Annotated in this window: 20 protein-coding genes and 1 pseudogene; 14 read left to right on the top strand and 7 right to left on the bottom strand. The window is 63.8% G+C overall.

The genetic code is table 11. The features are described 5' to 3' along the window. Positions 1–18: 18 nt before the first annotated feature. The 3 genes and pseudogenes from OG300_RS42060 to OG300_RS42050 all read left to right on the top strand — a co-directional run. Positions 19–123: pseudogene (locus OG300_RS42060) on the top strand (hypothetical protein); the annotation flags it as partial. Between the two features lie 108 nt (positions 124–231). Then, complete coding sequence (locus OG300_RS42055; RefSeq protein WP_331722875.1) at positions 232–606, top strand: hypothetical protein; 375 nt, start codon at positions 232–234, stop codon at positions 604–606. Continuing rightward, complete coding sequence (locus OG300_RS42050) at positions 572–946, top strand: transposase (RefSeq protein ID WP_331723128.1); 375 nt, start codon at positions 572–574, stop codon at positions 944–946. Before OG300_RS42055 ends, OG300_RS42050 begins: the two co-directional genes overlap by 35 nt. Positions 947–1,168: 222 nt before the next feature. Here OG300_RS42050 and OG300_RS42045 read toward each other — a convergent pair whose 3' ends face one another. Both OG300_RS42045 and OG300_RS42040 read right to left on the bottom strand, forming a co-directional pair. Further along, complete coding sequence (locus tag OG300_RS42045; protein WP_405498887.1) at positions 1,169–1,789, bottom strand: glycine zipper domain-containing protein; 621 nt, start codon at positions 1,787–1,789, stop codon at positions 1,169–1,171. Between the two features lie 103 nt (positions 1,790–1,892). Beyond that, positions 1,893–3,317, bottom strand: coding sequence for a cytosine permease (locus tag OG300_RS42040; RefSeq protein ID WP_331722873.1), 1,425 nt, complete (start codon positions 3,315–3,317; stop codon positions 1,893–1,895). Between the two features lie 127 nt (positions 3,318–3,444). Here OG300_RS42040 and OG300_RS42035 point away from each other — a divergent pair, with 127 nt between their 5' ends. Next, positions 3,445–5,019: a PucR family transcriptional regulator ligand-binding domain-containing protein gene (locus OG300_RS42035; protein ID WP_331722872.1), complete on the top strand. Its 1,575-nt coding sequence runs from the start codon at positions 3,445–3,447 to the stop codon at positions 5,017–5,019. Between the two features lie 3 nt (positions 5,020–5,022). Here the strand turns inward: OG300_RS42035 and OG300_RS42030 are convergent, their stop codons facing one another. Genes OG300_RS42030 through OG300_RS42020 form a run of 3 tightly spaced genes read right to left on the bottom strand, consistent with a single transcriptional unit; the run spans position 5,023 to position 7,621 of the window. Further along, positions 5,023–5,883, bottom strand: coding sequence for a polysaccharide deacetylase (locus OG300_RS42030; RefSeq protein WP_331722871.1), 861 nt, complete (start codon positions 5,881–5,883; stop codon positions 5,023–5,025). Further along, positions 5,880–6,992: an NADH:flavin oxidoreductase gene (locus tag OG300_RS42025; protein WP_331722870.1), complete on the bottom strand. Its 1,113-nt coding sequence runs from the start codon at positions 6,990–6,992 to the stop codon at positions 5,880–5,882. The genes OG300_RS42030 and OG300_RS42025 overlap by 4 nt, the downstream gene beginning before the upstream one ends. An 11-nt stretch (positions 6,993–7,003) precedes the next feature. Next, positions 7,004–7,621 (bottom strand): urea carboxylase-associated family protein, encoded by a 618-nt coding sequence (locus tag OG300_RS42020; RefSeq protein WP_331722869.1) that lies wholly within the window; start codon positions 7,619–7,621, stop codon positions 7,004–7,006. Positions 7,622–7,741: 120 nt separating this feature from the next. Between OG300_RS42020 and OG300_RS42015 the strand changes: the two genes are divergently transcribed. Further along, on the top strand, positions 7,742–9,040 hold the full coding sequence (locus OG300_RS42015) for an amidase family protein (RefSeq protein WP_331722868.1): 1,299 nt from the start codon (positions 7,742–7,744) through the stop codon (positions 9,038–9,040). Positions 9,041–10,226: 1,186 nt separating this feature from the next. Here OG300_RS42015 and OG300_RS42010 read toward each other — a convergent pair. Beyond that, positions 10,227–10,412 carry a hypothetical protein gene (locus OG300_RS42010; protein ID WP_331722867.1) on the bottom strand — a complete coding sequence of 62 codons (186 nt, stop codon included), beginning with the start codon at positions 10,410–10,412 and terminating at the stop codon, positions 10,227–10,229. A gap of 783 nt (positions 10,413–11,195) precedes the next feature. Here OG300_RS42010 and OG300_RS42005 point away from each other — a divergent pair. Next, positions 11,196–11,747 (top strand): hypothetical protein, encoded by a 552-nt coding sequence (locus OG300_RS42005; protein ID WP_331722866.1) that lies wholly within the window; start codon positions 11,196–11,198, stop codon positions 11,745–11,747. A 21-nt stretch (positions 11,748–11,768) separates the two neighbouring features. Next, a complete protein-coding gene (locus OG300_RS42000; RefSeq protein ID WP_331722865.1) occupies positions 11,769–17,036 on the top strand; it encodes a hypothetical protein in 5,268 nt (1,755 codons plus the stop codon). Between the two features lie 624 nt (positions 17,037–17,660). Here the strand turns inward: OG300_RS42000 and OG300_RS41995 are convergent. Beyond that, a complete protein-coding gene (locus tag OG300_RS41995; RefSeq protein ID WP_331722864.1) occupies positions 17,661–17,987 on the bottom strand; it encodes a hypothetical protein in 327 nt (108 codons plus the stop codon). A gap of 146 nt (positions 17,988–18,133) precedes the next feature. Here OG300_RS41995 and OG300_RS41990 point away from each other — a divergent pair, with 146 nt between their 5' ends. The 7 genes from OG300_RS41990 to OG300_RS41960 all read left to right on the top strand — a co-directional run bounded on the left by OG300_RS41990 (position 18,134) and on the right by OG300_RS41960 (position 22,832). Beyond that, positions 18,134–18,568 (top strand): SRPBCC domain-containing protein, encoded by a 435-nt coding sequence (locus OG300_RS41990; protein ID WP_331722863.1) that lies wholly within the window; start codon positions 18,134–18,136, stop codon positions 18,566–18,568. A gap of 36 nt (positions 18,569–18,604) precedes the next feature. Then, positions 18,605–19,057 carry a P-loop NTPase fold protein gene (locus tag OG300_RS41985; RefSeq protein ID WP_331722862.1) on the top strand — a complete coding sequence of 151 codons (453 nt, stop codon included), beginning with the start codon at positions 18,605–18,607 and terminating at the stop codon, positions 19,055–19,057. A 405-nt stretch (positions 19,058–19,462) separates the two neighbouring features. After that, entirely contained in the window at positions 19,463–19,723 is a 261-nt protein-coding gene (locus OG300_RS41980; protein WP_405498886.1) for a hypothetical protein, read from the top strand. A gap of 26 nt (positions 19,724–19,749) precedes the next feature. Continuing rightward, positions 19,750–19,989, top strand: coding sequence for a hypothetical protein (locus tag OG300_RS41975; protein ID WP_331722860.1), 240 nt, complete (start codon positions 19,750–19,752; stop codon positions 19,987–19,989). Beyond that, positions 19,986–20,288, top strand: a complete 303-nt coding sequence (locus OG300_RS41970) for a hypothetical protein (protein ID WP_331722859.1) — start codon at positions 19,986–19,988, stop codon at positions 20,286–20,288. Before OG300_RS41975 ends, OG300_RS41970 begins: the two co-directional genes overlap by 4 nt. Positions 20,289–20,298: 10 nt before the next feature. After that, entirely contained in the window at positions 20,299–20,547 is a 249-nt protein-coding gene (locus tag OG300_RS41965) for a hypothetical protein (RefSeq protein WP_331722858.1), read from the top strand. Positions 20,548–21,368: 821 nt separating this feature from the next. Further along, positions 21,369–22,832, top strand: a complete 1,464-nt coding sequence (locus tag OG300_RS41960; RefSeq protein WP_405498885.1) for a hypothetical protein — start codon at positions 21,369–21,371, stop codon at positions 22,830–22,832. Positions 22,833–22,864: the final 32 nt, after the last annotated feature.

The following is a 22,864-nucleotide window of genomic DNA, read 5'->3' as shown; positions in this document are numbered from 1 at the left end:
CCATCCGCCGCACCGACGATGACGATGCACAGTTGCGCGCCTGGCATAGGTTCGGTCACCGGCGATGCAGTTCACCGCTGGTATCCCGACCCGCACGGCGCGGGTTTCCTACGGTATTGGGATGGCACAAGGTGGATCGGCGACCCCGCGCCGGCACCTGCCCTGTCGAAGCGGGTGCACAGCCGCTTTGAGCGACGACTATCGGACACGGCTGTGGGTGGGCGCGAGGTCATGATCAGGCTGCGGGTGCGGCGGCTGTTCTGCGATAACAGCGGCTGCGGCAGAACAACGTTCGCAGAGCAAGTTGTGCAGTTGGCGGGTCCGCACGCTCGCCGCACGGCGGTGTTGCAGCGGGTCCAGTGCGCGGTGGCGTTGGCATTGGGCGGTCGCCCCGGAGCCCGTTTGACCCGACATCTGGCCGCCACTGTCAGTCGGATGGCGCTGCTGAGACACATTAGGGCGCTTCCTGATCCCGACCGGCCCACGCCTGCGGTGCTCGGCGTCGACGACTTCGCGCTTCGCCGCGGCCACAATTACGGCACCATCCTGATCGACATGCAGACCCACCGTCCTGTCGAGGCTTTCCCGATGCCGTGCAGGCATTGAAGATGACTCGCACCCGCACCGATCGGCGCACCGAGAAACGCCGCAGCGAAACCGTCCACGCCGTCACCAGTCTCTTGGCCGCCGACGCGACCCCCGCCCAGATTGCCGATGGTTGCGCGGGCATTGGGGAATCGAAAATACCGTGCACTGGATCCGCGATGTCACCTTCGACGAAGACCGCAGCCAGATCCGCACCGGCAGCGGACCACAAGTCATGGCGACCCTGCGCAACATCGCTATCAGCCTGCACCGCCTCTACGGCGAAACCAACATCGCCGAAGCCTGCCGACACCACAGCCGAGACGCTCACCGCCCGCTCGCACTACTACTGGCCAGCTGAAATGCGACAACGCCAGCACCCTGCCCCCGAGGACACGCAAAACATGGGTAACCGCAGAGCAGTTGCTGATGGAGGAGACGTACTCGATCTGACCGGCATCTTCTCCGATGGACGATATCCGTGGCCGTGGTAGGCGTTGGCTCGCAACGCCTACCAACTCGAAGAGTTAGCGGTCTTGTTCGTGGCGACGCGGCGGATGATTGATCAACGCGACGGTCGGAATCAGGTGGCGGGTGGAGTGTTCAGGGTGTTGTACATCTGCACCGCGCTCGCGACGCCGGTCGGGATGCCCAGGATGGCGGCCCCGATAACGGGGCCGAGGGTGGCGCCCAGGGCCGCGCCCACCAGGCAGCCGGCCGGTCCGGATGCGAGGAAGAAGACGGGCAGGGTCGCGGCTCCGACGGTAGCGCCGAGCACGCAACCCGCGATGCCGCCGATGACGCCGCCAGCCAGGGTGCCGACTCCTGTCGCCAGTCCGAATTGGGTTGCTGCCGTGCCGAGTGCGCTGTTGAAATCGGCCGTGGTGTCGATGCTCTGCGCGATCATCGGCGCGGTGGGAGCCAGCTCGGGCTGCACCGTTCGTCTGACCGCTGCGGTGTTGTTGCCGGGGACGGGTGGCCGGAGTGCTGGAACGGGCGACAACAAGCTGACGTTCGCGTCATGGCGTACTGCGGGAATGGTCACCGTCGACTCGTGGTGGCGAACAGGCAACACCTTCTCGGCGGCGATGGGCGTCGCCGAGGCGTGGGGGTGGATGGTGGCCGCAGTGGATGTGGCGGTGCCGAGCGAGAGTGTCGTGATTGTGAGGGCCGAAATCGCGGCGATGCGATTTATGGTGATCATGGTGATCTGCTTTCTGTGCTGCGCTGCGAGGGCACCGGCGACCTTCGCTGCTGGACCTGCCATTTGCCGGTTGAGTGGGGTGGACAAGGCGGACCGGATCGGTTCAGGTCCGGACGGCTACGCGTCGGCGGGAAAGCGCGTAGTAGAGGATTCCAGCGACGGCCATACCTGCGAACCAGGAAAAGTCGCTTTCGCCCAGAATTCGGGCGACAGGTCCGCGCATCGCGGGCACCGCTCCGTATTGCCAGGACCAGGCGGCTGCGGTTCCGAGCAGCAAACTGATGATCGCGCCGGCATTGATGTTCCCGTAACGGGACTGCGTTCCCGTCGCATATAGATCAGGCACGGAGAACGCGCCGCGACGGACGATGAAGTAATCGACGAAAAGAATTGCCGCCCAGGGGCTGATCCACATCAGGATCGACACCATCCAGTTGTCGAATGCCTGCGCGAATCCGTCGGCGTTGATGAATATCACCAGCACTGCCGACGCGACCACGCCGGCGAACAAGGTGACCTTCCATCGCTTAGCGTGGATGCCGATGGTCAGTGCCGCCAGGGAACAGGAGTAGAGATTCAGGATATTGGTGGCGATGGGGCCGTGCATGATCAGCAACAGCACCGGGATGGCCAAGACTCCGAATGCGTTGACCACGAACGAGGAAGGATCGACATTGCCTGCGACACTGGCCAGACACGCGCCGAGTCCGGCGAGCCATACGGTTGGGATGTACATTCCCGCCGCCGCCGACCAGAATACCTTTCGGCTGCTCAGGGAGGGGCGTACGAAACGGCTGTAGTCCGCCGAATACGGTATCCAGGTCAGCGCCCAGCCGATGCCGATCGCAGTGAGCAGCTGTGTGATGGCGGTGAACTTGCTGCCCGCCGAGAGGTGCGAGTACACAGCCCAGTGGATATCCGATTTGGACAGGGCCACGACCGTCATGACCAGCATCACCACAGCGGTGGCGGGAACGGTGTACTTTTCGAAGGTGCGAATCGCGTAGAATCCGTACAGTGCCAACAGAATCTGCACGATCATGATCACGGCGGCGGCACCGATTTTCAATCCCATGCCACCGTCGATGCCCATTTGGCGCAGCACCGCGAGCACCAGGTCGAGCACTACCCAGGTGTTGACGCCGACCCATGCCATGGTCAGCAATCCCTGGACGATGGCGGGAACAACTGCGCCCCGGATTCCGAATGCCGATCGCCCGAGAACCATTTGATTGACCGCGGTCCGATGTCCGATCACACAGAACAATCCGAAGATCGCGCAACCGATCAGATTTCCCACCGCGACGACGACCAGGGTTTCCACCACGCTCAGGCCGAGCGCGGGGCCGAGTGCGCCGAGAACCCAGTTGATCGGTGCGATATTGGCTCCGGCCCAGATCCAGAACAGTTCCCCCGGCGAGCAATCTCGTTCCGCATCGGGTACTGGACCGATTCCGTGACCGTCGAATCGGACGCCCGCGTCGCGACCGGATTCAGCGATGGCCTTGACCGCAGTAGCGGTAGGCATTTGTGATTCCGAGGGTGTCATACCAGCCTCTTTCGTTAGTGACGCAGTTCATAGAAACACCACGCCACCGACAGCGGATCTGGATGAATATCCACAATTTAGGCCCCCGGGGTGTACATTCCGATATGTGTTGACGATCCGGACGCTGGTGTCCGATCCGGCTTTGGGACTGCGAGTGGTGACGCCGGGCCCGGCCGGGCGGCTCGATGTGGCAATTCGCTGGTTGCATACGACCGAATTGCCCGATCCGTCTCTGTACATCAGGCCCGGTGAATTGGTGCTGACCAACGGGCTGTGGCTGCCACATCACCCGGTAGAATCATTTGTCGACGCTGTGGCGCGCGCTCGCGCCGCGGGCCTGGTGTTCGGATTGACGTCCCAGACACCAGAGATACCGCCGGATCTCGCGGAAAGCTGTCGTTCCCGCGACCTTCCGCTCATAGAATTGTGCATTGACGTCGCGTTCACGAAGTTGACCAAAGCCGCCTCGCACATTCAGAACGAGGTACTGCAAGCCGAACTGACCGCCACCGTGCACCGCGGAGATGCGCTGGCCGAGTCCCTGTCCCGGGGCGGCGGCGCGGCAGGGGTCCTCGAAATCCTGCGCCGTGACCGGGATTTGCCGTTGCTGGTGGTGGACCGCGCGGCACGGCGGCTCGCCGGCATCGGGCGCGAGTTGACCAATGAACAGTTGCAGACGGCCGCCGCCGCGTTGAATCTGTTCCCGCCCCCGCTCGAGGTCGCGATCACCGACCGGACGTCGGCCGCACTTTATTTGATCGAGGGCGCGATGGGTGAGATCAATGCCGGCCTGTACTGTCTCGCGCCTCTCGCCGAACTGACCGCGGCGGATCGGGACGCGCTCGCGCAGGCCGCCCGCTTCCTGAGCCTGGAGGTCGCCAAACAGCAGGCCGTACACGCGATCGAAGCGCGGTTTGCCGGCGAGCTTCTGGAGATGATCCTGTCCGGGCCGGGCCGCGCGAACGAGGTGACACAGCGGCTGCACACCTACGGGGTGCCACCGGACCAACCGCTCGCGGTTCTCGCGATCGCGGCACCAGCGGAGGCGGCCGATGCTGGCGCGCTACAGACAATCAGAGCCGCCGTGAGCGAGGTGTTTTCGGCCCACGGCCTGCCAGCGTTCACCTGTGCCCGCAGCCGAGACGTGGTGGCCATCGCTCCATGGGAGCGTTCGATCGAGGACGTGACGCGCCTGGCGCACGAGATCTCCGGCAAAGCGAGCCAACGGGTGAACGGCCAACGGATCGTGGTCGGCATCGGCGAAATCGCCAATGACGCAAGTGCGTTGCGAGAGCCACTGGTGCGCGCCAGAGAGATCTGCGAGGTACTGCTGGGGTCGAATGGGCCCGCGGTGGCGATATTCACCGACATCGCGACCTATCGGATGTTGTTGGGACTGCTCGATCGTCGAGTGCTGCACCACTTCTCCGAACAGGTGCTGGGTCCGATCCGTGGGCACGACGACCGCGTACACACGGATCTGGAGCACACCCTGCGGACCTTCCTGGATCATGACGGCCAGTGGGCAACGACCGCGTCGGCGCTGCATGTCCATGTCAACACACTGCGCAATCGAATGGCCCGAATCGGCGAGTTGACCGGCCGGGACGTGAACCGGATGGCCGACCGTATCGACCTGTTCCTCGCGTTGGAGGCCGGTACGGTCGAGGGAAAGTCCTGACAGTCAGTCCGGATAGACCGCCGGATCGATCTCGTAGACCGGCGACGGCCGGTGCTCGATCGACGGATCGCCCTTCGCCCACGCCGCCACATCGCGGCAGCGGGCGAAGCTCACGTCCCCACACTGCTGTGCATAGGCGATCACCCGTTCCAACGCCAACAGCCGCCCAGGCCGACCGCTCAGGAAAGGGTGCATGCACACGTTGAACAGACAATGGAACCGACGCATCCCGTCCAACTCGGCGCGCCACATCTCCTCGACCTTCGACGGTGCTTCGATATTCGAGCCGATAAACGGTTCCGGCAGGTAGGCGTACTGTTCCCAGTCGTCGAGCGACCAGTGCACGGGCAGTTCCACCACGGCCGGATCCACCAGATACGGCTTGTCGTCGCCCATGAGCGACGAGTCGTAGGCCAAGCCGTATTCGGCCAAGAGACCGATGGTTTCCCGACTCGCGCCCCACATCGCGGCCCTATACCCCACGATGTCGATACCCTGTGCGGCGAATACCGCCAGACCACGCTCGAAGTCCGCGCGTTCCTCGGCAGGCGTCAACGTCGTCGGCGCGCGGTGGCTGTAGGAGTGGTGGGCGACCTCGTGTCCACGATCAACAATGGACTGCGCGAGGCCGGGCCGGCTTTCAGCGACCCAGCCCGGCACGAAGAACGTCGCGGGAACCCCCAGATCCGCCAAGAGATCGAGGATCCGCGGCACGCCGACGTCCGGACCGTAAGACTGATGCGACATCACCATCGGATGGTCCGCGAAGCGGCCACCATGCGCCAGGATCGGCGTCTCGGCGTCCACATCGAAGGTCAAGGTCGCCACCGCGGCGGCGCCACGCCTCCACCCGTTCTCGGTCATTGTGCGGTGCCCCGACGCCAGAGGTCCGCACACTCGAGGTTGGCCATAGGCATCAGCATGGCATGGTCGAATACCGTCTGCGCGACACCGGCTGCGACGCGATGAGGCAAGTCGGGGTTGGCCAACGCACCCCGCGCCACCGACAACAGATCGGCGTGCTTGCCGTTCAGCACGTCGGCCGCCTGTGCGAGATCATGCATCCCACCGTTGGCGATGATCGGCCGGCCCGCCACCTCGGCCGCCACCGCGGTGATCGTCTGGCCGCTCGGGAACCGCGCCGTCTCGATGAAATCACGGCCTTCACTGGCGACATGTAGGTAGTCGGCGTGAGCGAGTGCGCCGAAGATCACCTTCGCGTCCGCCTCGGCACCCGGCCAGCGGTAGACGAAGTCGTTCACCTTGGTCTGCGACAATCGCACACCGACCGGGAACCCGCCGAGCGTGTCCTGGATCGCCGCGACGATCCGGGCCGTCAGACGGATCCGGTTCTCGACGGTTCCGCCGTAGGAGTCGGTGCGGGTGTTGGTGTAGTCGGTGATGAACTGGTCGAGCAGATACCCGTTGGCAGCGTGGATCTCGACCCCATCGAAGCCCGCGGACCGCGCGTTCAACGCCGCCGCGACAAAGCCGTCGACGACCTCGTCGAAGTCGGCGGCGGTCATCTCCCGCGGGGTCGGCCATCCGCCCGGCACGTCGCCGTACTCCGGCAACGGCTTGCCGATCGGCGCGACCGCCGAAGGCGCGATAGTCTCGACGCCATAGCTATTGCCCTGCGAAAGCGCACCCGCGTGCATCAACTGCGCGATGATCGGCGCACCTGCGTCATGAACCGCGTCCACCACCGTGCGCCAACCCGCTACGTGCTCGTCGGTGACCAGACCCGGCTGGTTGAGATAGCCCTGGCTGTGTCGAGCATCGGGATAGATGCCCTCGGTGATGATCAGACCGAAACCACCGACGGCGAACTCCCGGTAGTACTCCGCCATACGCGGGGTCGGCGTGCCGTCGGCCCGCGCCGAAATCCTGGTCATCGGTGCGACCACGAACCGGTTGCGCAAATCGAACCGACCGAACGCGAACGCGTCGAGCGCCGGATGTGCTTTAGTCATCGACTGTCTCCTTAGTTGTCCGAGGCTAGAACGGATAAAGCCAGCGGGGTCGGCCCGTCGCCGTTGATCACCACGTGATCCTGCGGGCAGGCCGAGACCACGAGGATGCAGTCCATCTCCGCACGGAAGGTGATGGAATCGCCCGGCGCTGTCGCGGCGTCCAGCCAGCTCAGCGAGCCGTCCTCGGCCGGCCGCACCCGCATGAAAATGTTGATCGGCTGCGGAATGAACGGCAGTGCCGGATGCCCCAGCGCCGCCATCGCGGCAAGCAGGTTCTCGGCGCACGACGCGTGGATCGGATCGCCCAGCGCCGCATAGCGTTCAGGGTCGCAAGCGGCAATCAGCATGTCGTGCACACCGGGCGAGGTGTCGGCCAGATAGGTCAGGATGGGCCGGCGGTGATTGGTGACGAAACATCCCCCCACCTCGGGAAACAATCTGCCGGTGTGGGTACGTGTGTGCGATGCGCTGTGGTGCTCGCTGAGATCGGCTGCGTTGTAGACGAAGACATCGCCCACCTGTCGGCCGCAGATGTCGGTGATCCGCACCTGCTGACCCCTGTGCAACACCACGGCGCGGCCCTGTCTCGCCGGTACCACCAGCGGATCGCTTTCTTCGTCCAGAATCACGGGTCCCAGTCAACACCGCCGCGGACCCGGCCATCAATAGAACTTCATCCAGTGTCAGACCATGACACTGTGCATTCGACCAGTCACACCCTGTCCGTTTTCGGCTAAGGTTGCCCGACCATGACGACAGCGATGGAACTGGCCGCGACCCTCGTTTCCGGCCGAACGACGCCGAACGACATCGTGGCCACGACGCTCGCCGCCGCCAGCGGCACGGCGGCTGCCAACGTCTTCCTGGCCACCACGCCGGAACGAGCCGTACTGGAAGCCGAAGGCAGCGCTCGCAGGCATGGGCAACGGTTGAGCCCGCTGGACGGTGTTCCGATCGCTTGGAAGGACCTGTTCGACGTCGCGGGCACAGTGACGACCAGCGGTTCCGCCGCCTGCAGCGCCGATCCACCGGCTCCGCACGACAGTCTGCTGGTACGACGGGCGGCCACCGGCGGACTGGTCACGGTGGGCAAGACCAACCTCAGCGAGTTCGCGTTCTCCGGCCTGGGCATCAACGACCACTTCGGCACGCCCGCCAACCCGCTGGATCCGGCCCTGGTACCCGGCGGATCGTCCTGCGGCTCGGCTGTCGCGGTGGCGCGCGGCATCGTGTCACTGGCCGTAGGCACCGACACGTCCGGCTCGGTACGGGTCCCAGCCGCCTACTGCGGCGTGACCGGATACCGCGCGAGCGTAGGACGTTATGGCGCACAGGATTTCGCGCCACTGTCAACGACGCTGGACAGCGTCGGCTTCTTCGCCGAGACAGTGGCAGACATCGTCGCGCTGGACGGCGTCTTCGGCGGACGTCCCGCCACCCGATCGCTCGGCCACACATGGTTTGTCATCCCGACCGGCGAATGGTCGGAAGACATCGCGCCGCGGATCGCCGGCGACTTCGAATCAGTCGTAGACACATTGCGCGAAGCAGGATTCCGGATCACGCGACGCCCACTACCCTCCATGGCGCAGGCTCAAGACCTTATGGACGGCAACGGCACCATCGTCGGTGCCGAAGCCTACCGACGGCACCATCGACGGCTCGGCAGGAATCCGCCGATCCAGCCCTCCACCGAACGACGGCTGCGAGCCAATGCGTACACGGCGGACACCATTGCAATTGTCTATGACTCCATGGACCGCCTCCGCCGCCAGTTCGTCGACGAACTGGACGGGGCATGCCTGCTCTGTCCGACCGTCCGCCGGCCACCTTGCGCCATGGACGACATCACCACGGATAGCGACCGATACGACAAGGCGAACGCCGACGCGCTGCGCACCACCATGCTGCTCAGCTACCTCGGCACCTGCGGAATAAGCCTCCCGCTTCCCTGCGCACACCCGGGCTGCGCCGCTTTGCTGTCCCGACCTCAGGGCAAAGACGTCCAACTGCTCGCAGACGCCGCTCGCATCGTTGACACCCGGTGATCCGTCTCTGGTGAAACACGCGGCCGTTGCCTCGAATCTTGCTGCTCCACAGTGGCGTCACCCCGCGCGCTCGGTTCCGGACTCAGCGGCGAACCAGTTCTCGGGCTGCCGTCGTGACCCGCGGCGCGAGCGTCACCCATTGGTCTGCACCGATACGACCTCGCAAACGCCTCTCGGTTTCGGCACGAAAGTGATGCAGGCGTGGCTCCGGATGGCGGATGGCGGATGGCGACAGCCTGAGCTACTTGCAGGGCAATAACATCGATCCAGTCGTCGGTGATCGTCGCCCGTTCCGGTGCGGGTCGGCGCAACACATCGTCGATTATCGCGTGCACGGCAGCCACACCACCCAACTCCGCGGCACCTTGCCGCATCCATGCCTCACGCTGCCTTGGCTCAGCCCGTTGCGGGGATTCCCGGACCGCACTGGCCCGCGCCGCACGTTCGTTCAGGACTTCGCGGCATCGGCCGTCGTCGGCTCACTCGCCGCAGCGGTCACCTGCGCCGCGCCGGCAGCCCTCGCGGACCATGGATGCCACTCGAATGATCACCACGGCACCCACACCCTCGGCGACGGAAGTCACGCCCACTTCGTTCCGAACGGAGGTGTAATGCCGCTGGCATGCACCCCCCGGTTCGCTCGCGCGGCCTTGCCAAGGCCATAACCATTGATGCACCTCCCTGCGCCGAATGATGGCCGGGTCGGCTCAGAGCAGACAGCAACCTTGCCGCGGGCGGGCCCTTCGGTGCTGTTCCCAGCATTGGCAGCAGGACCGACTGCGGCAGCAGTCATCGTTGTCGACGGGTCACCGTACATCTAGCCCTGCGCAACCGGATCGGAAGCATTCACAATTCGAAGCAGGTTGGTCGAACTGTGCAGGGCCTCGAGACGACCGGGCGCTGGAAAAAGGGGGAGGCCAATCCGCGAATGGCACTAATCGGACGGGCGCACTCTGTGGACGGTAGGCCTGACCTCAACTTGGGGCAGAGTTGCGCGCGTCGCTCAAGACCTGGCGGGGGCAGAAGCCCATCGTTCCGAATTCAGGACTACAAAGGATCTGACAGAGCCCATGGGGTGTATCGGCACCTACATTTCCATCCCGGCCGACTACGGGATGACCTACGCGCGCCAACATGAGTGGGTGGGGTGATGACGAGTCAACCCCTCTACGTCGACCCGCAGGCGTTACGCGCGCGGGCGGCGGCGTTCCGTGAAATCGGTGCCCACGCGGTGCAGCGAGTACGCGAGCTGCAGATCGAGTTCGCGGCGAAGAGGCAGCCATGGGGTGCCGACGCCGCCGGCAAACAGTTCGAGAGCGACGTACTGCCACAGATCGACCAGAGTTTCGCATTCTGCGACCAAGCCGCGCACTCACTCTTGCAGCTGGCGGACCAACTGGAATCAATGGCGGACCAGTACGAGGCAGTGGATCTCTCCAGTGCTGGAATGATCATGAACACAGGCAACGGCGCAGGCCCGTCCGGTAGTGAGCCGACCGCTACACCTATACAATCGACACCGTTTGTGCTGCCACAGCCGATAATACCCACTCGATCGGTTCCCGGCGCTCCTTCATCCCAGAGAGCCGAGCCCAATACGGCACCCGGATCACTCGCCGCTCCGGCGCATCTGGGAGTCCCTGGCACCTTGTCGATCCCTGGCACCTTGTCGATCCCGGCAGTGGACAAGGCCGCACCCAACGACTCGACTTCTCCGGATAACAAAACTGGTCAGCCTGGCCCAGCAGCCAGCAACCTTCCACCCCACGAGGTGACTCGGCCCCGCTGGCCCGCGACCAATGTGGATGGATCTCCTGCGGCTCGGCCCGGTAACGCGAAGGTGCCCACTCAGCAGCCGACCGCCTCCACTACAGCAAGACCGTCGAGTACCGACGCCGCCGGACGTTCAGCCGACAAGAATGCGCCGCCGCCTCAAACAACCACGCCGTGGTCTGGGTCCAACGCTGGTGTGCCACAGCCGCCGCCTCGGACAGCACCGGCGCCACCCGATTCAGAAAACCAGCCCCAGCGCCCCGGCCCAGGTCGACCGCGGAATGCCGAAAAGAAGAAGCCCAAAAAACACACTAAACCCGACACGACTCCGAAGCTGGTTCAACTCGGACGTGAGCTGGCAGGCAGACACAACCTGGAGGTAATGGGCTTCGACAACCCTGATCTCGATCTGGCCGCCGCCGAGGAGTTCGTCGCTGCTATCGACGCGATCGTGCCGGCTCACCCGCAGATAGCTCTTCGGAAAGTGCAGATCACCCCCGCAGCAACACATTTGGTCGACCTCGTCCAGGCTGACGACACCCCGGGGTCGATACTGATCCTGAACAGCGCACTCGTCACTGCCGCGACTCCGCCGGCACCCAATGCCACCTTCGCCGCCACCGCGCGCGTATGTGGTCGAGCGCTGATCGCGGCAGGCGCGGGATATGCGCCAACGTTGGCGCACCGGACGTTGATCGGACTCTATCTCGATTCACTCGACATCCGTCGACGCTACGACACGCTCGCGCGGGTCGTTCGGGGATATCGGACATGGCTGGACCGAGAGGGCCTCTCGAATCGCGAAGGACAACTCGACCCGATGGCCGCGCTGGAGGAGGCATTCCTGGCGGTGATACGCGACGGCGACAGCGCGAGCAGAACAGCGAAAGCGCTCTATCAAGTCATCGTTTCCGCCGTATACCGGGCCGGTTGATCAGCGGAGGTCCTGCGCGTTGTGTTCAACGATGACCATCTCGTGGAGTTGGTGGGTTCGGTTCCGACTCCACTGCAGGAGGTGCTGCTGGCGGGCCGGTTGCCGGAGCAGAGACCGGGGGCGTTGAGCGAGGTCGGTGCCGTCGTCGACAAGCTCGGCACTCACCTCGTGCAGTTCACCGCCGCCGCCCAACGCGAGTGGACGCTCACGCAGCAAGCCTTGCAGGGTGCCGCGCAACAGCCTCTCTCGCAACTTCTGGACTCGGTAACCGTCGCTTCGGCCTCGGTCGCTGAGGCCGCGCCCAAGATCGGCGGTGCGACACTCGAATTCGCTGAGGAGTCCCTGGCTTCCCAATTGGCGATGATCATGATGGCGTTGCGGGTGGAGTGGACCGTTCTGGCGGGCGTGGGGAATCCGGTCGCCGGCGCGGCGGCAATCGAGGAGACGTTGCCCTCGGTCATCGCGGAAAAGGCCGCGTTCGACGCCGCCGCCGCGGCGACGATTCACGAAATGACGGGCTTGGAGCTATCTCTGGGTTCGCTCCTGCGCCGCGGCGTGGTCGGGGCGGCGCGGATCGGCGCTGAACAATCCGCGTTCACACTCGCTGCCGACGCTGTGTCCGGAACCCGCGTAGAGCCCAAGAACCTCGCCAAGGACTTCCTGCAAGGTGCCGGGTCAGCATTCGTCGGTCACCTCGTCACCGGAACGGTCGTCCATTTCAAAGCGGGGCTGCAATATTCGGCGCTGGGGCGGCTGGGCGTGGGATTCGGTTCAGGCGCCATCATGGTCGGTGCCGGTGCCGCACTGACCCGCCATTGGGACTGGTCGCAATTGCTCGGCGGAGCGCTCAATGGAGCACTGCTGGGCTTCGCCGGACGCCACGATCACCCCACGGCAGAAGGTGCGCAGACCTTCGCCGCCGGCGATGCCGCGTCATCGGCCCATCCGTCCGACGACATCCCCGCCGTCATCTCGGAAGAAACCAAAGCCGAAGCGAAGAAGATCTATTACAGGATCATGCGCTTCGCCCACCCCGACCGGAACCGACCCGAACTACAGACATATTCCGAACAAGCCGCCCAGGCATGGGAAGTGGTCGAAGGCAGGAACACCGGCCGGTCAGCACCCTACACGCCGCAACAAGCGGTGCAGACACTGCGCGATCTCCACGACAACCTCATGGCAGACCTGGGCCTGTCCACCACGTCACCGACCACTGCCAAATCGCCGCCGCGTCAACGCCCCTCCACCCACCCGACACAACCCCTCGCCCTGACCACCGCCCCCGCCACACCACACAGCCGCGAGACCGACACCTCCGCGCCCTCCCCGAAATCCAGAACCGCGGTATCGCATCCCTCAGCAGAACCCCCACCCGAAACCGGCCAAAGCCAAACCGGCGACACCACCGCTATACATCACAACGACACCCAGGACCGAAAAAACACGCCGACATCGAATTCTGCAGCGCCCCAGGCAATTCCGCAATTGCGAGGCTCAGCCTCGTCGATTCCGACGCTCACACCGGTCACAGCACCAAACGCTGCCATCACTGCAACCCCGACCAGCACACCACCAGCAGAACACGCACCCACCGCCACTCAGACAAGGCCGAATCCGCAAGCCCTGTCTCGGCCGGCGTCCCAGACTCACGCTCCCTCCACACTTACGAACAGCGCCCCGCCGCAGGCCTCATCGGAGTCACCAGACCGACGGGCCCCGCACGCACGAGACGTGGCATCTGGACACTCTTCGGGGGTCAGCGGCGAGTTAGCGCCTCACTCCCAGGCGACTGTGGCTTCCACCGAGACCCGCGCACACGATGCTGGGGTGCAATTGCTGCCCGATTCCCCAACTGCGAGCCCGGCCCAGCGTGAGCCGCGGCCCGACCTCGGTCGGCCAGCACCAGACCAGACATCAAGCGGCACTGCCAGCACTGAGGGGCACGTCGAACACCGGACCGCGCATCTACCGGGCGACTCGCCGATCGGCCGATCTCCGGCGTACCTGATCGATCCTTCGGCCGCGCCCAGAAACGACGAACTAGATACCACGGCAACGGAATCAGACCACACCGATGCCATGGATGAGGGTGCTGCGCCCGAGGCCGACAGCGACCAGATCCCAACCGTGAACCCATCACACAACTCCGGGGCATCGGGCGGCACCCATGAGTTGCGATCTCCGCCCTCATCGACACCCTCCGACACTGTGGCGAAGCTGCCGGTCGACCCACGCGGCGAGCGCAGCGACACACCGAATACGCAATACGACGCTCTGCTCCCTGTACCTTCCGCGACCAGCAAGACGGGACCGGATCGCGTGGCGATAGAGTCGAGTGAGCAGCCGAACCGTGGCCGTGTCGCGGGGTCCGGCGTGGACCCGGACCGATCAGCCTCCGGCGCTGCCGAGCACAGTCCGCAGGCACGGCCACCGGAGGCCCTACGGGTGGTCCCAGCGAATGCCCAGGAATCGTTTGCGTCCCCAACCCTTCTCGCCGGACTCAACCAATGCGCGCCACAAGTCCTACGCGCCGCGCGGGAGCAAACCGGCAACACCCACATCCGCGCCCTGACCGTGACTGGGCCGGGCGGAGTCACCGACACCGCCTTCGAAGACGCCTGGCAAGCCAAACTCCAGAAGTACGAGAATCGCTCCGAGATCGAAACAGCTCTGACACGCATCGCAGAAGCCTTAGCGCACGAGCGCAGAAACGGCATATTCGCTGTGATCGTCGAGGAACGACTCCACCCCGATGGCACCCGGGATATCGACGAGCACGGCGTCGGCCACCATACCTACCGCCTCATCTACCACTCCGAATCCGACGGCAGCGGCAGCCGCATCGTCCTCGAAGACCCTGCACAACACCCCGGCGATGCCCCTCCACGAACCAACACCCACGGCCTCACCCTCGCGAGCATCTTCGACCGAGACGGCAACTGGATGCCATGGTCGGGCACGACCGAACGAACGGCGCCACATCTCACATCCAACATCGGCCGCACCGAACCCGAACCACCGGACCAGCCACAGATGGTGCATCCGACACCCGCGGACGGCGAGTCACCGAAGCCGAGGAACGGCCACCGCGATCCCGAACCAGCGCCCGGCGAGCCGACGCCGAATCCACAGACTGGTAAGACTGGTACGCAGTCGGCGGGCACAGACGCGCGCACGCCATGGACTCCACAGAAAAACGAGGAAGAGGATAGGAGTCCCCGTGTCGCAGGTGTCGGTCCGGACAATGCCAGCGGAGACCACGGCACCATTTTGCCCTCCGAGTCGGCCGCTACCTCCCACTCGACCTCGGGCCCCGCTGAAGTTGTTCGACACCCGTGGTGGAAAAAGAGCCGAACCAGCGAAGGCTCGGCGCGGATCCCGCATCAGGAAAGCTCCGCCAGACCTGGCGACAGATCAGAAGCCGAGGGCGCAGACAACAAAGCTCCGGCGACCGGGAAGCCGCGTCGTCGGAGCAAACAACCCGCCCTATCCGATAGTTCCAGCGGGGTTGCAGGAAAAGAAGAGACCTCCATCGTACACCTGGCACGAACTGACAAAACGTTCCGAAGGCTGATTATCGGAGATTTCGGGAGCACTTTCGGATCGAGCATATCAGCGGCTGCCCTGCCGATCTATGCGATGAGTCACTTGGGCCCGGCCGACGCCGGACTCCTGTCGCTGGCTGGTACGGTGCCCGCCTTTCTGGTGCCACCGATCGTTGGCTACATAACGGATACTAGAAGAAATAGTCTCCGCTTCCCGTTAATGATGATTGAGGGCGTCGGACTGGTCGCCGCAGCCGGAGCCGGCACCGCAGTCGCACTGCACTCCCCGGGCTTGATGGAAATTCTGGCCGCGTCGACTGCTGTCGCAGTGGGATCAAATATATTCTATTTCCAGGCAATTTCCAATACCCTGCAAAACATGAGTGGCGATGCTCGCGCTGCATCATACAGGCGTTTCGCGGGCTTCCAGAGCCGTGTCATTCTATTTGGTGGCGCACTCGGTCCAGTGTTGATGCACGTAGCTGATGGTGCGCTACCATTCATGATCGATGCGCTGAGTTCAGCATGGAACATAAGGGCAATCGGTGGTTTGCCAAAAGGGCATGTCGATCCGAAGAGTCGCGAAGATAGCAGTGTCGGACCTCATGTCAAGGGTACCTTCTGGGCCGATTGGCGAAAGGGTATACATGAGATCCGTCGCACGCCGACGCTGCGCTTTTACAGTAGGAGCTCCACTGCGTTGTATACCTTCGAGGGCGCGCAAGCACTATATTACACCTCATTGATTACAACTCTTCCCGGTTGGCAAACGGGCCTAGCAGGACTGGCCGCTGTTACCGGCGGTATGGGCGGCATACTTTCAACCAATCACAAGCGTCTCAGCAAGACGATCGACGGTACTGATCAATTCAGCACCGGAATCGTCAGATCGACGAGCTTGCTCACGTTGGCGACGGTGACCGGAATGCTCGGCGTGGAGGCAGTCACGAGTGATCCATGGGCAGCCACGGCTAGCACGGCGTTGGGTTGGGCCGTTATCAGTGCCGCAGGAGTGTCAGCCGGAAAGTGGAATCAGCTATTGGTGAGAAAAAGCTTCCGAGGTCGAGCTTCGCAGGTGAACAATATGCTATGGGGATTGGGCTTCGCGGGGGGAAGTATTGAAGCCGGACAATTGGTGTCTCATTTCGGAGTGCTCCCCGCAGCGCGGTGGTCTGCTGCCGCTGCCCTCGGCGCCACCCTCCTGATTAGTCCTGTCGCTGGCTCACTTCGCCGGATGTTACTGCCGCCTCGCGTCAAGGACGACGCCACCTACACTATCCGGACGCTTCAATCGCTCGGTGCCGATAGTGCCGAGACTGTTGGATTTCGTTACGAAACTTCCGAAATCCAGAGATGGATCGACCCGAAATTCGCCCAAATCGACGCTCATGGAACCGCAAGCACCAGGAATCTTCTTGCGGGAATCGCAGATGGCGTCCGACGCCGCAGCGGGGGAGTGGACACCGTCGCGGTCGAGATCCAGGTAGGACGACAGGTATTCCGCCATGTGTTAACCAACATAGAAGGGCAGGTGTATATTTTCGATTCTTCGATCAACCGCGACACACCTCGTATTCGCCCGTATGAAGAGTGGACACCCTTACCGGCAGAAGGGAAAATTCTAGATCGTAAAGACCAGAGTGGAATTCACATCCAGACCGCGCCACTGGCCTTCACGCGCAGCGATCCCTCTGCGCCATTCGCACTGACGGCACTCGTGACCCTTGGCGGCGGGTCGTGAGCGCGAGTGGGGCGCGCCAGGGCCGATCCTTGATACCGACGGTCCCGCGCGCCGGATAGCGTGGACCTTTCTACCGGCCGACGAAGTCAATGGCGAGCAATTAACCCGCGATGCATCTCCCCGCGCGACGCTCCCTCACCGGCGCCTCCCGCTGCCCCCGGCGTTACTGCGCCTGGTCTGGCCGTCATCGCGATAGTTCGCCTTCGGGAAGGCTGGCGATGCATCCTCCTTTTCCCTGACATATTCGTCACAGTGACGAATATGGGCTAGCTAATAGGTAGGGTCTTGTGTGGCTTGAGGTTCATTGGGTCCGGCACTGGGCTTCCGCATTCCGATGTGGGTCGACTTTAAGTGTCCCGATGAACGTTCGATCGGGGTTCGCAACGGTCATCGAGAAGCGCCCAATAGTGGCACCGATAACCCCTTATGTCAGATTGCCGTCTCGTCGGCGATGCAGCCGTGGGGTTCGGCCGGGTGCCAATGGGTCAGGCGGATCTCCATCCCGAACCTAAGGCTGTGGGGGCGACGTCCAAGTGAGGCCCTGAAGTCGGTAGCAGAGCGACGGCTAACGGGTTGTTGCCTGGGCTGGAAGCCCCCCCGGAGCCGTGGCGCGTGCGGACGGTGTCACTCGGCACGAGTGTCCGTACCGGCCACGGCCACCTCGTCCCGACGATTCCGCTGGACACCATCGAAGACACGATCGACCTGATGATCGTGCCCGCTGTCGAGATTTTCGATGCCCGGCAATTGATCGAACTTGTTTCCTCGCCAGCGAGCTCGCACGTCCTGGACCGCATCTCCACAATGCAAGAGAAGGGCTCGCAGCTCGCGGCCGCCTGTACCGGGACGTTCTTTCTCGCGGAGGCGGGTGTGCTCGACGGGTACCGAGCAACGACGAGCTGGTTTCTCGGTCCAGTCTTCCGTCGGCGATACCCGAACGTCGAAGTCCACGAAAATCTGACCCTTTGCCGGACATCAGGTGCCACGTCGCGTTCGGATGTGCCCGCCCCGGAGATCGATTGGCGCGTTTTTCCAAGAATCGGGTACCGACGCGGCCTAGAGTGGAGAGAGTGTCGAACAACGAAAGGCGGTTTCCCATGTCCGAAATCCCCGATGCAGTCGCCAGCGTGACCGTCCCACAGCAGCCCGCGCGGGTCTGGGCGGCACTCACCGATCCCGCCGAGATCGCGGAGTACTTCTTCGGCACCCGCGTGGTCACCGACTGGCAGGTCGGCGGCGACATCTCCTGGCAGGGCGAATGGCAGGGCAAGCCGTACGAGGATCGCGGCCGCGTCCTCGAGGTCACGCCGACGCAGCGCCTGGCCGTCACCCACTACAGCCCGATGACCGGGCTGCCCGACATCCCGGAGAACTATCACACCGTCACCTGGATTCTGACCGCCGAGCCCGGCGGCACCACCGTGACGATCCGCCAGGGCAACAATCGCGCCGAGGGCGAGGTGGCCGAATCCGAGAAGACCTGGGGCATGGTGCTCGACAGCCTGAAAAGCTATCTCGCCGAAGCGGATTGACCCTCGGGGAATCCGAGTCGCTTCACGAACGATTCCGTGGCTTCTCGGAAGAGTTGTCCAAGCAGCGCACCCCGCGTACTGATCATCGTCGATGACCTTGGCCGTCTCGATGCGAACGAACTGCTGGCGGTACTCAAGACCGTACGGTTACTCGGCGGCTTTCCCGGTATCCATTATCCGCTCGCCTGCGACCAAATCACGATCAACGACGTGCTGTCGACGACCGCAGTTGTCGGCAATAGCCCCAGCGCACACTCGAATACATCGAGAAGATCGTGCAATATCCCTTCGAACTGCCGCCCGCTGCAGCGCAATCGTCGGTACTGGGAAGTGCACGCGGCGCTTGCGGCCACGGCCGCCAACGAGAAAATCGACGTATCCAGTGTCGAGGTCGATAAGCTCATCATGACGCAGGCGTTCCTCGACCAGATTCCAGAATCCGACCTGATGACCCTACGCTCGACTGGTATTTCGCTTCGCGGTTCCTAGAGGAGATCCTTGGCGACGGCGCAGTCGGTAGCGGTCTGTCGCGACTCGCCAGTCAGGGTGAACTCAGTGCTGGTGACAAGCCGGCCAAAGCACTCGATGATCACCGGCAGCGGAGCGCAGTCGTTACACCATCAAGATCGCGGCGGCGAGGGCGCTTTCCGCTGTGAACGGAAACTGGCTCACCAGGTTGACCGACAAACTGCAGTTGCCCACCGCCCGGTCGCAGACCATTCAGGCACGACTCGTAGCCGATCTGCTCTTCATAGCCGTCGGCTCCGTGATCACCTGCACGCAACGGTGAGAACCTGGGATGAGCTAACCGAACTCGGCGCCCGGTTCGTACGTATCGCAGAACGCCCTAGGAGACCCACGATCAGGCCGTTCTACCTGGCTGATCTCCAGAACTTGCTCGAGCCGGCCGACGCGGTGACCGTGGTCAGTGGATCCTGGGGCGCCTTGTCGGAACTCGCCCTCGCCAATCACCGTGGTGTCCCAGTCGTCACCATCGGCGGATGGCAGATCCACGATGCCGATGGCAGGCCGGTCGTCTCCGCTCAGATCGGGGAAACTCCGGCCGAGACCACCGACCTCGCCATCGCCAGCGCACGGAACTTCCGTGCGCTGGCCGGCCAGGTCGACCAGGCCGCCCTCGACGCCACTCGCTGACAGTCGCATCCCGGTATGATCTCGGTATGACAGATCGGATCACGCTGTCTTTCAGCGACGACGCAGGCCGATACCTGCGGAAACAGGCCGAAGTGCAGACCTGCGGCAACGTGACCGCGTACGTGGAGAAGCTCGCCCGCTATCAGCAGGTCCGCGACTCCGCCGCGAGCTTCGCCGCCTGGTACGCCAACCACCCCGACCATGCCGAAGCGGTGGCCGCCGAACAGGCCGCCGCTGACGTCGAGCAGGAGCGCGGCGCGGCGTGAACCGCGGCGACGTCTACCGCTACGAACCTGTCATCAACCGCCCCGGCGTTTCCACCCTGCGCCTGATCACCAGCAGCAACGCCATCAACGACGCCGACGGCCTGCCCGTCGTGCTCACCCGCCACATCCTCGACACCGACCCCGGCGGCCTCCTGGCCGTCGAAACCGCCTACGGGTGGGTGTCGGCTATGCACCCCGAGGCCACCATCCGCCGTCGCCTCGGCGAACGCGTAGGCGGCCTGGACCGCGACACCATGGAACGCGTCGAAAACGCCTTGCGCGCAGCCGAAGACCTGTGAGGTAGCCACCATGCCGCAGAACCTGCCCACCCGGATCGACGTCTTCACCGACGCACTCAAGACCCTCGACACCGCCCGCACCGGACTCTCCGACGCCCGCGACACCCTCGCCTCCGACACCGCCGACATCGACACGCCACCTGCGGCTGGCGAACTCGACGCCAAACGCGAGGCCCAAGAGCGCATCGCGGACGCGAAAAACCTGCTCGACCAAGCGAAGTCGGCGCTGTACCGCGCACTGGAACTGTCCGAGAGCTGACCTACGACGGGCGCCACCCACGGATGTGAGCTACCCCCCGCCGCCCCGGCCGACCATCCACCACGCCCGCCACACCGCCACCTCGGCCACGTACCGGCGGTGCTCCGGATTAGTCGGTGGATACCAGCGGCGCGGAATCTGTTCGCTCATATCGGGGTTGCTCACGGAGGCTTGAGAGGCTGCCAGCCCGGACAGGTGGCGGCCAAGCCGCGCAGGTAGGCGCTGCGGTGCGCGCAGACGATATTGAGACCGAGCAGGGTACCGCTGCCGGTACGCAGCGGGGACAGATGCCCGGCGGACGCTGCATCACGACACTGCGTCCGGGGGTTGCTGACCCGTTCAACGCGTAAGTGTCCGGTCGCATTCGAGTTGGCAGTGCTGACCAGGCGATTGACAGGATAATTGCGACAGATTTGGCAGGGTTCGTCGCAGTGTAGTTGGCAATTTCGGAGGCTTTCTCGATGTAGTTGGCAATTCCGGAGGCGTCGCGCACTGGCCGCGCTTGTCAGTGTGTGGCTTTCATTTCGTCACGTGGCGTTGTGGCTTCGTTAGTGGGTGGCGTGGCTACGACGAGTGTTGTTGGGTCTGGCCGACAGGGTGTCAGTTGGTGTGGCTGGAGGGGCTGCTGGCAGCCGACGCCTGACCCGAACACCGCCTGAGCAATAGGCGGTTTCGAAGAAATTTGGATGAAGCCGCTACGGAGGTGGAGGATGCCTGCCTTCGACAGTGTTGCTGCGTGCGGAAGCGCGGCGTGTGCTCTGTCCGGTGTTTGAGATTACTCATGACGACACCGAGTTGTCGGTGATTGCCGAGTCCGTTGGATGTGTGTTGGGAGGTGCTCGTGGGGTGGCGAGCCGTTGGTGTCGGAGGGTTCGAGTATCGTTCGGCGGGCCCGTTGCGGGCGAAGGCGTGGCGGGCTTGGACCGGACGAAGGGGCGGCGCATCGAATGGCGCGAGGGCACAATGGTGTGTTCGAGGTGCGGCTGAGCGGGGTGCGGCACTGGTGCCGCCGCCGGGGGGCATCGGCGGAGACTCAGAGTGGCAGTTTGCACCCGTTGACGTCGGGATATCAGCCGACTCAGCACCAGATGTATGCCGATCACCTCGATGCTGGGATCGCGAATCCCTCGGTGCGGAATATCGCGCTCACGGGTCGGTACGGGGCGGGAAAGTCCAGCGTGCTGGACGAGACGCAACGTCGGCACGGGCGGCGAGTGCTGCGGGTGTCGCTGTCGAATCTCGGAGTTGACGAGGGAAACGAAGGCCTGACGAATCGGATCGAGAAGGAATTCGTCAAGCAACTTCTGCATCGTGAACCGCCGCGACGGGTACCGCAGTCGCGGTTTCGTAGGATCTCGACCCGGTCAGTCGTGACGTCGTTCGCGCTGACCCTCGTTCAAGCCGCTGTGGTCGGGTTGGCGGTGTGGCTGGTCCACGGGAATTTCGAGCTGGCAGCCTTCCATGGTCAGCACCGCTGGTGGGTGGTTGTGCTGGGGTGGATGGGTCTGATCGTCAGCGTGGTGGCGACGCTGACATGGTTGCGGACAGCGCTGAGAAACTATGTGGTGTCGCAGTTTTCGGCTGCTGGGGCGTCGGTGACACTGTCCAAGGCTGACAGCACCTACTTCGATGAATTCCTCGACGAGATCGTGTACTTCTTCGCCCGGATTCGGGTCGACATCGTCATTCTCGAGGACCTCGACCGGTTCGACGACCCTCACATATTCCAGGCGCTGCGGGAACTGAACACGGTGCTGAACTCCTCGCGCCAGATCCGCCGCGGCCGGCATCGTCGCCGCATCTGCTTCGTGTACGCAATCCGCGACAGCGTGTTCGAGAAGCTGGGCCACGACCTGGCCGAGCCTTCGAATTCCGCTTCCACAGACGGCACGGTTCGTGCGGGCGACGCCGTGGCCGCCGAGATCGTGATGGCGAACAGGACGAAGTTCTTCGATCTCGTCATCCCGCTGGTTCCGTTCATCACCCACCACAATGCACGTGATCTGCTGGCCCGGTTGCTGACCGGCGCGCAGGCAAATGTATCGGGTGACCTGATCGACGTGGTGGCACGCAGGTTGCCCGACATGCGGTTGCTGACCAACATCTGCAACGAATACATGGTCTTCACACGCCGACTGATCACCGACAAACGTGGCGTGCAGGACCTGACCCCGGACAAGCTGTTCGCGATGGTCGTCTACAAGAACGTGCATCTGCGTGATTTCGAGAACATGCTGCAGGCACCGGCAGCCTCGACACGCTCGATCAGGCGCGCCGTGACCTGATCAGCAGCGCGATCGCCGACTGTGAGAATCGG

This window comes from Nocardia sp. NBC_00511, assembly GCF_045161165.1.
Classification (GTDB): Bacteria; Actinomycetota; Actinomycetes; order Mycobacteriales; family Mycobacteriaceae; genus Nocardia.
Note: the sequence above shows the minus strand (reverse complement) of the source record. Positions and strands in the feature narration are given on the sequence as shown.